The 12,752-nt window shown below is 65.0% G+C and carries 11 protein-coding genes; 2 read left to right on the forward strand and 9 right to left on the reverse strand.

Translation table 11 applies throughout. The features are described 5' to 3' along the window. Positions 1-10: 10 nt before the first annotated feature. Positions 11-1,861 carry a flagellar hook-associated protein FlgK gene (flgK, locus tag AC1DSZ_RS23585; protein WP_476840750.1) on the forward strand — a complete coding sequence of 617 codons (1,851 nt, stop codon included), beginning with the start codon at positions 11-13 and terminating at the stop codon, positions 1,859-1,861. Positions 1,862-1,875: 14 nt separating this feature from the next. Continuing rightward, positions 1,876-3,306 (forward strand): flagellin N-terminal helical domain-containing protein, encoded by a 1,431-nt coding sequence (locus tag AC1DSZ_RS23590; protein WP_476840751.1) that lies wholly within the window; start codon positions 1,876-1,878, stop codon positions 3,304-3,306. Positions 3,307-3,388: 82 nt separating this feature from the next. Here AC1DSZ_RS23590 and flaF (AC1DSZ_RS23595) read toward each other — a convergent pair whose 3' ends face one another. The 9 genes from flaF (AC1DSZ_RS23595) to AC1DSZ_RS23635 form a co-directional block, all read right to left on the reverse strand. Then, positions 3,389-3,763, reverse strand: a complete 375-nt coding sequence (flaF, locus tag AC1DSZ_RS23595; RefSeq protein ID WP_188518937.1) for a flagellar biosynthesis regulator FlaF — start codon at positions 3,761-3,763, stop codon at positions 3,389-3,391. Beyond that, entirely contained in the window at positions 3,747-4,139 is a 393-nt protein-coding gene (gene flbT, locus AC1DSZ_RS23600) for a flagellar biosynthesis repressor FlbT (RefSeq protein WP_188518936.1), read from the reverse strand. The genes flaF (AC1DSZ_RS23595) and flbT overlap by 17 nt, the downstream gene beginning before the upstream one ends. Before the next feature lie 58 nt (positions 4,140-4,197). Then, on the reverse strand, positions 4,198-5,508 hold the full coding sequence (locus tag AC1DSZ_RS23605; protein ID WP_476840752.1) for a flagellin N-terminal helical domain-containing protein: 1,311 nt from the start codon (positions 5,506-5,508) through the stop codon (positions 4,198-4,200). 199 nt (positions 5,509-5,707) lie between these two features. Then, positions 5,708-7,012 (reverse strand): flagellin N-terminal helical domain-containing protein, encoded by a 1,305-nt coding sequence (locus AC1DSZ_RS23610; RefSeq protein WP_476840753.1) that lies wholly within the window; start codon positions 7,010-7,012, stop codon positions 5,708-5,710. Positions 7,013-7,314: 302 nt separating this feature from the next. Next, a complete protein-coding gene (locus AC1DSZ_RS23615) occupies positions 7,315-8,607 on the reverse strand; it encodes a flagellin N-terminal helical domain-containing protein (RefSeq protein WP_476840754.1) in 1,293 nt (430 codons plus the stop codon). 282 nt (positions 8,608-8,889) lie between these two features. After that, positions 8,890-9,264, reverse strand: a complete 375-nt coding sequence (gene flaF, locus AC1DSZ_RS23620; protein ID WP_476840755.1) for a flagellar biosynthesis regulator FlaF — start codon at positions 9,262-9,264, stop codon at positions 8,890-8,892. Between the two features lie 172 nt (positions 9,265-9,436). Further along, positions 9,437-10,843, reverse strand: coding sequence for a flagellin N-terminal helical domain-containing protein (locus AC1DSZ_RS23625; protein WP_476840756.1), 1,407 nt, complete (start codon positions 10,841-10,843; stop codon positions 9,437-9,439). A 203-nt stretch (positions 10,844-11,046) separates the two neighbouring features. Further along, positions 11,047-11,898, reverse strand: coding sequence for a flagellin N-terminal helical domain-containing protein (locus AC1DSZ_RS23630; RefSeq protein ID WP_476840757.1), 852 nt, complete (start codon positions 11,896-11,898; stop codon positions 11,047-11,049). 268 nt (positions 11,899-12,166) lie between these two features. Next, a complete protein-coding gene (locus AC1DSZ_RS23635; RefSeq protein WP_476840758.1) occupies positions 12,167-12,550 on the reverse strand; it encodes a hypothetical protein in 384 nt (127 codons plus the stop codon). Positions 12,551-12,752 lie beyond the last annotated feature (202 nt).

Raw genomic sequence — 12,752 nt, forward strand, 5'->3', positions numbered from 1 at the left:
GGATGAAGCCATGAGCCTCACCTCAGCCCTCGGCAACTCCCTCAGCGGCCTGCGCGCGACGCAGGCCCAGATGGAAGTAATCTCCGGCAACGTCTCCAATGCGGGGACGCAGGGCTATTCCCGTCGCAGCGCCGTCACGGTCGAGACCGTGAACGGCAGCGGCACGGGCGGCGTGCGCATCGAGGGCATCATCCGCCTGCTCGACTCGGTGCTCCAGAAGGAGCTGCGCACCGAGACCAGCGGCTCGGGCTACACGGCCGCCAAGGCGAGCTACGCCAGCCAGCTCAGCAACGTGTTCGGACAGCCGGGCTCCAGCTCGGCGCTGACCAGCATGATGGGCTCGTTCACCAACGCCCTGCAGGCGCTGCAGTCCGACCCGTCCAACGCCTCGGCCCGCACGGCGGCGCTGAACGCCGCCGGCAGCCTCGCGCGCGGCATCAACACGGCGTCGCGGAACATCCAGGATCTGCGCGCCAACGCCGAAAGCGCGATCGGGGCCGACGTGACGCGCGTCAACGCGCTGCTGAAAGGCATCGCGGCGTCGGACGCCCGCGTGGCGGCCACGCAGGGCAAGGACGCCGGCCTGCTCGACCAGCGCGACGCCCAGATCAACGAGCTCGCCACGCTGATCGACGTGAAGGTGACGGACGGGCCGTTCGGCACGGTTTCGCTGGCCACAAGCGCCGGCCTCCGGCTCTACGACACCGGGACGCCGGCTCAGTTCAGCTTCGACCAGCGCCCGATGAGCGCGACGGCGCTCTACGACATCGACCCAACCAAGCGCTCGGTCGGCACGATCACGATGACGGACCAGTCCGGCCGCACCGTGGACGTGCTCGGCCAGGGCCTGATCCGCTCGGGCGAGATCGCCGCCCTGGTGGAGATGCGCGACAAGTCGCTCGTCGACGCGCAGGCGCAGCTCGATACACTGGCGGCGTCGCTGGCCAGCGCGGCCTCGACGCGCCAGCAGGCGGGCGTCGCGGTCGGGACCAGCGGCTTCGAGGTCGACACGGCCGGGTTGAAGCCCGGCAACGCGATCACGATCAGCGCCACCGTGGGGGGCGTCGCCCGGACGATCTCGATCGTCTCGCTGACCAGCGGCACGCTGCCGGCCAACGCCACGCCGGACCCGAACGACATCGAGATCGGCGCGTCCTTCGCGTCGGGCCCGGCGGGCGCGCTGGCCTCCGTGCAAAGCCAGCTCGATGCGGCTTTCGGCGCCGGCAAGTTCACGGTCAGCAACACGGGCTCGACGTTGCGCATCGTCGACGACGGCGCGGCGGGAACCACCGACGTCACCGGCATGAGCGCCGGGATCACGGCGACGGCCTCGTCCGGCACGCCCGGGAGCGCGGCGTTGCCGCTGTTCGTGGACTCGGCCGGCGGCAATGTCGCGTATACGGGCTCGCTGGATGGCGGCATCTCGCAGCGGGCCGGCTTCGCAAGCCGGATCAGCCTCAATTCAACATTGAGCGCCAGCGACCTCGTCATGTACTCGCCGACCACGCCGGCCGGCGACGACACGCGCCCGAAGGCGCTGCTGGACGCCCTGACCAGGACCACCGCCCCGTTTACGCCGGTCGGCGGCGTCGGCACGACATCGTCGCCCTATACCGGAACGGTGTCGGACTTCCTGAACCGCATCGTCGACGTGCAGGGCTCCAACGCCGAGTCGGCCAAGCGTCTCGACGAGGGCCAGCAGGTCGTGCAGGCCTCCATCGAGAGCCGCTTCTCGGAAACCAGCGGCGTCAGCGTCGACCAGGAACTCGCCAACCTGGTGCAGATCCAGAACGCCTATTCGGCCAACGCCCGCATCATGAGCGCCGTCAAGGAGATGATGGATCTCCTGATGCGGATGTGAGGAAGGACAACCCGATGTCGATCACGCCAAGCGGCTATGGAGCCTTCTCGCTGGACACGGTCCGGAACCGCCAGAGCACGTCCCGCATCCTGGACATGAAGGCGAACTTCACGGACCTGCAGCGCCAGCTCAGCACCGGCAAGCTCTCCGACACCTATGAGGGGCTGGGCGCCGGCCGCGCCAAGAGCCTCGACGTGCGCCAGACGCTGACGGCGCTGAGCGGCTACGCGCAGACGATCCAGGACGCCACCGCGCGGACGAGCGTCGCCGACCTGGCGCTGACCCGCATGGAAAAGATCGGCTCAGACCTCTCCAAGTCCCTGACGCTCTCCGCCTATGAGCTCGACTCCAACGGCCAGACGCTGCGGCAGAAGTCTGCGAAGTCCAACCTGCAGGAGACGATCGACCTCCTGAACCAGGACTACGCCGGCCGATCGCTGTTCGCCGGCCGCGCGGCGGACAAGAAGGCCGTGACGGTGGACGCCGACACGATGATCGCGGGCATCAAGTCCGCCATTGCGGCGCGCAAGACCAATGACGTCGGCACGGCGGCCAATCCGGGAAGGCTGACGATCGCGACGGCCGGCGCCGTCGTGACCGTGACGGCTCCCGCGCCTGCGGTCGCCCCGGCGCCCACCTATGGGCTGCAGCTTTCCGCGCCGAAGAGCTTCGACTTCTCGGCGACGACGCCCACGGACGGCCAGACCTTCTCGATGGACGTCCTGATGCCGGATGGCGCGACCTCGACCGTGAAGGTCGTGGCGCGCAGCGTCGTGCCGTCTCCCAATGCGGCGGCCGGCGAGATCTCGTTTCTCATCGGCGGCGGCGGCGCGGCGACGGCGGGGGCCTTCAACACCGCCATGACGTCGGCGGTCACGGCGCTCACGACTTCGCCCGACTTCTCGGCGGCCTCCTCGGTGGCGGGCGCCAAGGATTACTTCGCCACGACGGCGAACTGGTATGGCGGCGACACCAGCGCGACGCCGCGCGCCAGCGCGACCGCGCGGGTGGACGAGGACCAGACGGTCGGGCTCGGCATGGAGGCTTCCGAGCCGGCGTTCCAGAACCTGCTGGCGCAGCTCGGCGTCTTCGCGGCCGAGAGCTTCTCCACCACGGTGACGACGGACGGCGACCGCTACGCGGCGCTGAAGACCCGGGTTGCGGACCAGATCCGCAATCCCGTGGTCCCGGCCAGCCCGGTCGCCGGCAAGGCCTACACGATCCAGAGCGCGCACACGGATCTGGCGCTCGGGCAGGTCGCCGTGAAGGAGGCGAAGCAGCGCAACACCGACACGCAGGCGCAGTTGGAAAACGCGCTGTCGAGCGTCGAGGACGTCACGACCGAGTCGGTCGCCGCGCAGCTCCTGGCCGTGCAGAACCAGCTGCAGGCCAGCTACCAGACGACCTCGATGCTTTCGAAGCTGTCGCTGGTCAACTACCTGTAGGGCAGGGAGGCGGCGTCGTCCGGCTTCGGCGTGATGACCGGGGGAGGCCGCCAGGCGGGCGGCCGGAACGCGAACGGGCCGCTCAGGCGGCCTGGGGGCGGGCGCGCAGGCCGGCGGCGATTTCGCGGTTGATGTTCACCAGCGGCGAGATCTTTTCCGGAGCGGGCGCGATCATCACGTCCAGGCTGCGGTTGAACACGAAGAACGCCAGGCTGGCGACGTTCTGCTTCAGCGCCATCGGCAGCGGGCTGGTTTCCTCGGTGGCCGACGAGGCCAGGATGGTCCAGAGCTTGCGGTTATACGTGACGGCGGAATCGACATCCTGCTTGCGACCTTCCCAGTCGTCGAGCAGGGCCTGGAGGCGGCTTGCCGCCTTCAGCAGGAGGGTGGCTTCGAGATCGCGCGGAGGCAGGGCGGCTGTTTGCGTTTTCGCGTATGCGTTAGCCGCGTACTGCATGGGATAGCAACTCCGCCTCGTAATCGATCAGCTTCTTCGAAGCCTTCAAGGCTTTGTAGATATCACCACTTAAGATTAGGTTATTGATTTCTGCAACTAATGGTAAAGCGCTGGGCGCGGCGCTCAGGAAGTCGCGCACGAGCTGGAAATAAGCATCGTGGTAGCGCGCCGTGTCCTGGTCCAGGTACATGAGCTGCACGGCCAAGTAGATCTTCTTGGCCGGCGTGTCGGCGGTTTCGGCGGTGAGGATGTCCTTCTCGCGCAGGATCGGCGCATGGCCCTCGATAAAGAAGCGGATGCGCGCGTCGGCGTTGCGCAGCACGACGTTGCCGATGATGATCCGCTCGTTGGGCTTGAGTTCGACCTTGAGCGCCATGTCGTCCCTCCTGGACCGGAAACCTGATTGATCGGGGCTGGCCCCGGCCGCCCGGCGATCAGCCGAACAGCCTTAGCACGCCCTGGTCGGCCTGGTTGGAGAGCGACAGCGCCGTCTGGCTGAGCTGCTGGCGGGTCTGAAGGGCCAGCAGGTTCGCGGCCTCGGCGTTCTGGTCCGCGTTCACGAGGTAGTCGGCGCCGGTCTGCAGCGTCGTCATCATGTTGCGGGTGAATTCCTGCCGGGTCTGCGCGACCGCCAGGTTGGAGCCGAGATTGGACGCCGTGGAGCGCAGCGAGGCCAGCGCGGTGGTGAGCGCGTCCGACGCCTGGGTGAGGTCGACGTCGTTCTGGATGTTGAAGCTCGTCGCCGACGTGGTGGTGCTGGCCTGGAGGATGCCCAGATTGGCGGCCGTCATGGTCGTGCCCTGGACGTCCAGCTTGTTCTGGTTGGCCCCGGTCTTCTCGTTGAAGATGATCGAGAGCTTGTCGCCGTCGAGCAGGTTGGTGCCGTTGTAGCCGGCGTCCTTGGCGAGCTGGTCGATCTGCGTGCGCAGGTCGTTGAACTGCTGGATCAGGTTGGAGCGAATGGCCGAGGAGCCGCCCGCCGAGGCCACGCCCGTGGTGGCGTCCGCCGCCAGGAAGCCGAGCGCCACGTTGGAGCCGCCGGCCTGCGCGGAGGTCAGCGCCGCGGCGTTGCTCGCGCCCTGGCCGACGCCGATCTGCAGCGTGTTGGAGCCCGAGCCCGTGACCACGAGCTTGCCGTTGTCGTCCACGCTGGCGGTGGCGATGCCGGACTTGTTGATCTCGGCCACGAGGTCCCGCACCGTCGACGTCTGAGTCAGCGCGTAGGACGTGTAGGTCGTGCTGCCGGAGGTGAGCGTCAGCGCCACGGAGGCGCCCGCGCCGATGCCGACCGCGCCCGCCGTTGTGGAGGTCGCCGCCACGGCCGCGGCGCCGCCCAGCACCTTGTTCAGCGTCACGTCCTTGAGGCTCGATCCCGTTGCGGTGACTTCCGCCGCCGTTGAGAGAGCCGTGCCGGACTTGGTGGGCCTGTTCGCCAGCGCGTCGGCCTGCGCCTGCTTGATGGTGGATTGCGCCGTCTGGATCAGCTTGGTGATCGAGTCGATGCCCTTGGATGCGGCCTGGATGGTCTGCACCGAGTTGGACATGCCGTCGAGCAGGCTCGAGAGCTGGTTGGCTCGATCGTTGAGCCCAAGGTTCGTGAAGTAGTTCACTGCGTTGTCGACCGCGGAATTCACCTTCCGGCCCGTCGCCAGCCTTTGCTGGATGACGGTTGATTGCCCCGCGACGTCTTGCAGGGCGAGAAGGTTGTTGCGAACTCCCTGAGACAGGACGGTGTTGGTGGCCATGGGCGTCGATCCGTTTCATTCTGACGGAGCGGGTTGCACCCCGCCGATCGACGCAATCATTGGTTGTTAACCCTAACCAAAGGTTAACCGAATTCGAAAAAAACAACCAAGAGGCGCAAATGGATGACCTCGCTCGCCAAAAAAGAGAAGGCGGGGGAGGGCCCCCGCCTTCTGGATAGCTGGTGTTTGCGCGTCGCGATCAGAACAGGCGCAGCACGCCCTGCGACGCCTGGTTGGACAGCGACAGCGCCGTCTGGCTGAGCTGCTGGCGCGTTTGCAGGGCCAGTAGCGTGGCGGCTTCCTGGTTCTGGTCGGCGTTGACGAGGTTGTCCGCGCCGGTCTGCAGGTTGGTGATCAGCGTCTTGCTGAAGTCCTGCCGGGCCTGCACGATCGACAGGCTGGAGCCGAGGCTCGAGGAGGTCGACTTCAGCGAGGCCAGCGCCGTGGTCAGCGAATCCGCCACCGTGCTGAGGTCCGAGTCGTTCTGGACGTTGAACGTGGTGGCGGTCGTGCTGGTGGAGGCCTGCAGGACGCCGAGGTTGGCGGACGAGATGGTCTGGCCCTGCACGTCGAGCTTGTTTAGGTCCGATCCGGTTTTCTCGTTGAAGACCACCGACAGCTTGTTGCCGTTCAAAAGGTTGGTGCCGTTGAAGCCCGCGTCCTCGGCCAGGTTGTCGATCTGCGAGCGCAGGTCGTTGAACTGCTGGATGAGGTTGGAGCGCACGGCGGAGTTGCCGCCCGAAGCCGTGATGCCGGTGGTGTAGTCCGTGGTGGCGAGGCCAAAGAACGTGTTGCCCGTGCCGGCCTGCGCGGCCGTAAGGGCCGCCGCGTTGGTGGCGCCCTGGCCGTAGCCGATCTGCACCGTGTTGGAGCCCGTGCCGTTCACGACGAGCTGGCCGCTGTCGTTGATGGACGCGGTGGCGAGACCGGACTTGTTGATCTCGTTGACGAAGTCGCGAACCGTCGACGTCGTGCTGCTGAGCGCGTTGGACGTGAACGTGTTGGTGCCCGACACGATGCTGAGCGAGGTCGCGACGCCGGCGCCGGCGCCGAGGTTACCGACCACGGAGGCCGTCGCGGTGACGGCCGAAGCGCCGCCGATCAGCTTGTCGAGGGTGGTGTCCTTGAGGCTCTTGCCGGTGAGGGCGGTTTCGGCCGCGGTTGTCAGGGCCGTGCCGGTCTTGGTAGGCCGGTTGGCGACGGCTTCCGCCTGCAGCTGCTTCACGGTGGACTGGGCGGACTTGATCAGCGTCGTGATGCTGTCGATGCCCTTGGAGGCCGCGTTGATGGTCTGCACGGCATTGGACATGCCGTCGAGCAGGCCGGTGAACTGGTCGGCGCGGGAGTTCAGCGAGATGCTGGTGAAATAGTTGACGGCGTTGTCGACGGCCGAGTTCACCTTGCGGCCGGTGGCCAGGCGCTGCTGCGAGACCTGCGAGTCGGTGGAGACGGACTGGAGGGCGTTGAGGGCGTTGCGAACGCCGGACGTGATTGCGGTAGCCATGGGATGTCACCTTTCTGGTCAGAAACGGCATTCTGCCGACCCGGTTGTTTCGCCGGGCAGTGACACGCTAGGGCTGCAATTATGAAGCGCTGCTTAAATGCTTGATTGAAATCATTTCTAGATCAACCCAAAGTTGTGCGTCTCGCCAGTATGGTCAACGAATGGTTAAACGCCTTCACGCAGTGCGTGAGGTTTCTTTGGCAACCTGAGCGTGTTCATCCACCGCCTGAAGAGCGCCGCTCAAACGCAAAGAAGGCGGGGCTTTTGGCCCCGCCTCCCTTGGTGGAAAGATCCGTTCTGGATCAGAACAGGCGCAGGATGCCCTGGTCCGCCTGGTTGGAGAGCGACAGCGAGGTCTGCGAGAGCTGCTGGCGCGTCTGCAACGCGAGGAGGGTAGCGGCTTCCTGGTTCTGGTCGGCGTTGACCAGGCTGTCGGCGCCGACGCTCAAGGTGTCGATCATGGACTTGGTGAAGTCCTGACGGGTCTGAACGATCGACAGGCTGGAGCCCAGGGTCGACGAGAACGACCGGAGCGAGCTGAGAGCGTTCGTCAGCGCCTGACCGGCGGTGGCGAGCTCGCCGTCGTCCTGGAAGTTGGTCGCGCCGGCCGTGCCCGATCCGCCGTTCGCCGCCGTGCCGATGCCCAGGTTGGCCGAAGTGATGGTCTGACCCTGCACGTCGAGCTTGTTCTGGTTGGAGCCGGTCTTCTCGTTGAACACGATCGACAGCTTGTTGCCGTCGAGCAGGTTCGAACCGTTGAAGCCCGAGTCCTTGGACAGGTTGTCGATCTGCGTGCGCAGGTCGTTGAACTGCTGGATCAGGTTCGAACGCGTGGTGGAGGTCGCGGTCGAGGTGAACGCCGTGGTGGTGTAGTCGGTGGCGGCGAAGCCCGTGCCCGACGGTCCGTTCAGCTTGGTGTTGGACGCGCCGTCCGTGGAGGCGGCCGTGCCGACGCTGAACTTCAGAGCGCTGGAGCCCGAACCCGTGATCGTGAACTTGCCGTTGTCGTCGATCGAAGCGTTCGCGATACCGGAGCTGTTGATGTTGTTCACGAAGTCACGCACCGTCATGGTGCTGTTGGTGGTGAACTTGTAGGTGGTGTTGCCCGCCGTGATCACGACGTCGCTGCCGGCCGCCACGCCGACGACGCCGGCGCTGGACGCGGTCGCGGTCGCGGTCGTGCCTTCGAGCACCTTGTCGAGGGTGGTGTCCTTGACGCTCTTGCCCGTGAGAGCGGCTTCAGCCGTGCTCGAGAGGCCAACCGAGCCGGCCTTCGTCGGACGGTTCGCGAGAGCGTCCGCCTGGGCCTGCTTGATCGTGGACTGGGCGGACTGCACCAGCTTGGTGATGCTGTCGAGGCCCTTGGAAGCGGCCTGGATGGTCTGAACCGCGTTGCTCATGCCGTCCAGCAGGCCCGAGAGCTGGCTGGAGCGATCGTTCAGGCCGGCGGCCGTGAAGTAGTTGACGGCGTTGTCGACGGCGGAGTTGACCTTGCGGCCGGTCGCCAGACGGTTCTGCGTCGCCATGGACTGCGACTGAACGGACTGGAGGGAGGCGAGGGCGTTACGGACGCCAGCGGAAATGGCTACGGCCATGGGAGGTCACCTTTCTGGTATGAACCGGCGTTCTGCCGGGCCGCGATACTCGCGACAGGGGACAACCTAGGCGTGTACTTCTGAAGGACTGCTTACTCGGAATGGTTGTGTTTGCGGTTGTGGGGGTTGTGCAGGCGGGCAGGGCGGCTGATTGGCCGACGTGGTGAAGGAAGGGTGAAGAACGCGAAAAGCCGCCGGCGGGGGCGCGCGGCGGCTTTCGGGGAGGCGATCAACGGCGGAGCGGCCTTGGCGGCTCACGCTTTTGGCGAGGCGCGGCGGCGCTCAGGCGGGCGAGCCGCGCAGGCCGGCCGCGATGTTGCGGTTGATGTCGATCAGCGGCTGCACGGCTTCGGGGGTGGGCTTCATGATGAGGTCCAGCGTCCGGTTGAACACGAACATCGCGAGGCGCCCCATATTGGCCTTGAGGTTGGGCGGCAGCGGATTGTCGGCCTCGGTCGCGCCCGCCGCCAGGATGCTCCACAGCTTCCGGTTTTTTGTGAGAGCCTCGTCCAGCAGCCTGGGCTGGCTCTCGAGCGCCATCACGCCGCGCTGCAGGTCGGCGGCGCACTCGATCAGAACGGCGGCTTCCAGCTCCCGGCCGGACAGGCCGGCCTTGCTCGCCTGGCCATAGGCATGCGCGTGCTTGGCGTAGCTCATCGGCGTCGTTTGCTCCTTCTGGACAGCGTGGATCCTTCGGGATCCATGGCATATTGAAGCAGAACATGGTTAAGGTGGCGTTAGCGAAGTGTGCTGATCAGCTTGCGATAACGGCCAAAACAGAAACGGCAGGCGCGAGGCCTGCCGTTTGTCTTTGCGTGGTGGAGCGATATCAGCGCAGGAGCTGGATGAGGCCGGATTCCTGCTGCTTCGTCGACGCCATGTTGTTGGTCGCGAAGGACTGGCGCGTCTGCATGGAAGCCAGGTTGGCGGCCTCGGTTGTGGTGTCGGCCGAGAGCAGCAGGTCCGCGTTCCCGTTCATGACGTTCATGAGGCTTTTGTTGAAGTCAGACCGGTTGTTGAGCATGGTGCTTTGATTGGCCAAAGACTTCTGCGCGAACGTCACGATCGCGATCGCCTTCGTGACGGCATTGATGCCGACGTCCACCTGAGGATCATTGGCGAAGTTCGCAGCCACACCAGTGCCGGTGTCTCCGACCGCCAAGCCAATGCTGGCGTTGTCGAGGCTGGTCGCCAGCTTGATCGTTTGGGTGGTCGAACCATCTGCGTTCAGGTTCACCGTGTTACCGGCAGTATTGTTGAGCAGGTTCGCGAGGCCGGGCACGTAAGCGTCGGATACCAGCGCTTGAAGCTGCGTCAACATGGTCTGGTAACCGTCCGCGACCGCCTTGCGGTTGTCGAGGCTGGTCTGGTTGGTGCTCGCGGCGACGGGGCTGTAGCTTACCTTGTAACCAGACTGAACGTTGTTCGGAGCCGCCGCTGTTCCGAAGTTCTGGTAGGACGCCTGCGTCTGCGTCGCTGAGGCTCCAAACAGGGACGCCAGGTCCGTATAGACGTTGTTTGCCGCAGTGGAGAGGGCAGCGCTTGCGCCGTTGCTCGTCTGAGCGATCGAAAGCGTCGTTTTCGGATCGATGACGTTGAACCTGATCTGCAGGTTTGTGCCCGTGCCCGTCATGGTGAGTTTCAGCGAGTCGTCGCCGAATGCGTCCTGAACGCGCGCCTGGAGGTCGGCGATGGTGTTGAAGACATACGGCTTGGCAGCCGTTCCGTCTTGTGCCGGCGTCGGCGTAGTCGTGGTCACGGCCTTGAAGTTCATGGTCGAGGTCGTGCCCAACGAGTTGGTCAGGCTGATGGCTATGGTGTCATTGTTTTGAAAGGCGTTCGCATCGTCGAGAGTTGTAGACACCAGCGAGTCCGTCGTACCGGCGAACGTCGTCCGGCCGGTTGTGGATACCGCGTTTCCAGCCAAACCGACGGGAACCGACTTGGCGTCCTTCATGGCGGACAGCTGGGTGTTCATGTTCTTCAGCATCGTGGTCATCGCGGCGTCGGCGACCTTCACGTTGCTCATCGCGAGTGCGATGTTCTTGTTGACGTCATCGATGGCCATCGACTTGGTCGTATAGTTCTGGGCCTTGAAGTACGTCGCCGGGTCATCGAGCGCGGTGTTGACCTTGCGGCCCGTGTTGAGCCGGGTCTGGGCCGTCGTGATGTCGTCGTTGAGCGAGGTGACAGCCAGCATGCTGGCGCGCATCTGTCCGGAAATCGGGGTGGGCATCTTGGAACTCCCAACGCTTTGCTGCAGGCCGCATCGGCCTCGCATCTAAACTTGGTAAGGATAATTGCGCGGTAACCGAAAATAATAAGTAAACTCGTATAAGTTGTTCACTTTTTACTTGCAACCAACCCCGTGATCTTACCTGCAGACACGAAAAAGGGCGGGATTGCTCCCGCCCTGCTCTTCGGTGCTGAGAGAAAAACTCAGCGCATCAACTGCAGCAGGCTCTGCTCGGACTGCTTGGTGATGCTCAGCCCGTTCATCACGAAGCTCTGGCGGGTCTGCGCGGCGCCGACCTTGGCGGCTTCCTCGCTGACGTCCGCGGCCGTCAGGCTGTCCGCGCCGTCCTTCAGGGCCGAGAGCAGCGTCTTGTTGAAGTCCATGCGCGAGCTCACCACCGAGTTCTGGTAGCCGAGCGACAGGGCGGAGGTGTTCACCTTCGAGAGCGCCGTGGTCATCAGCGTGATGGCGGCGTCAAGCTCGGTGTTGCCGGCGGCCGTATCCTGGAAATTGTTGGTGGCGTCGGTCGAGGCGCCCGTTGCGTCCGTGTAGTTGAAGCCCAGCGTCGTGGTGTCGACCGCGGCGCCCAGCTTCACGGTCTGCGTGCTGGAGCCGTCGTCGTTCATCTTCAGCGTGAGCGTGTTGCCCTTCAGCAGGTTGCCCTGGCCGAGCACGTCTGCGTCTTTCACGTAGCCGTTGATCTGGCCCAGCATGGTGCGGAAGGAGTCCGCCACCGCCTGGCGCTCGTCGTTGCTGCCCGTCTTGGCGTTCTTCATCGAGCTGAGCTGCGCGCTCATGATCTTCTTGATGGCGGCCAGGCCCTCGGCGCCGGCCGAGATCGTCTTGATGCCCAGGCCCATCGCGGCCGTGTTGGTGTCGAGGCTGGCGGCGCGGTCCGTCAGCGACTTCGCCTGGAAGTACACGGCGGCGTTGTCGGCAGCGGTGTTGATCTTCTTGCCGGTCGCGAGGCGGGTCTGCGAGGTGCTCATGTCGTCGTTGATGCTCGTGAGGGCGACGAGGGAAGCGCGCATGCTGTCGGAGAGCGAGATGGCCATGACTGTGTTTCCTTCTGGATGACTTGCCAACCGTCCTGGTTGTTGAGGCAAGTAATGTCACGGCGGGTCATAACAACTATTAAACAAATAGAGTTGACTGATATTAGCGATAATGAACAGTCAAAATATAGTACCAAGTATTCGTTTCGCGATTCGCGGGCTTTTTACAAGCTGGATTCATGCCTTGGTAAGCATGCTGCGGCGCCAACGAAAAAGGCCGCCCAGGGGGCGGCCTCATGGAACGGGTCTGGCTCTCGGGTTTGGCCCGTCAGGCCGTGGTCCCGGCGGAGGGCTTGTTCTCGCCGGCCTGGGCGCTCGCCCGCACATAGGCGCGCAGCTTGAGGAGAGACTCGTCGGGGATCTGCTCCACCGTCATGCCCGAGCGGGTGTCCACGGCCTTGTAGACGACTTGGCGGGTTTCCTGGTCCACCGTGAGGTTGCGCTTGATAGCGTCCTGCGCGGCGGCTTCGGCTTCCTGCAGGCGGGCGGCCGAGCGGGACACGTCGAGGCGGGCGGGGGGAGTTTCGGTGGCCGCCACCACCGTGGAGGCGGGCGGCAATTCTGTGCGCACGGCGTCAGGCGTCGGCAACGGCTCCGTACGGACGGGCGTTCCGACGCTGGCGACCGGCCGGGGGGTCTGGCCGATGTCCATGTCGAAATCCTCTCGACGTGATCGGCCCGGTTCTAGGCCGCATGAAGCGACCATAACGTGCAAAACTGAATCCAAAGTATCGGAAGATGGTAAAAATCGCGCATTGCGAGTCTTGACGGGGAAGATGCTCGCCAGAGTATGCCGCCCTCGCGTCATTGCGAGCGGCAGCGAAGCAATCCAGCCCAACGCCAGCCCTTTAGAC

The sequence above is a fragment of the Alsobacter sp. P4_H11 genome, from assembly GCF_056400925.1.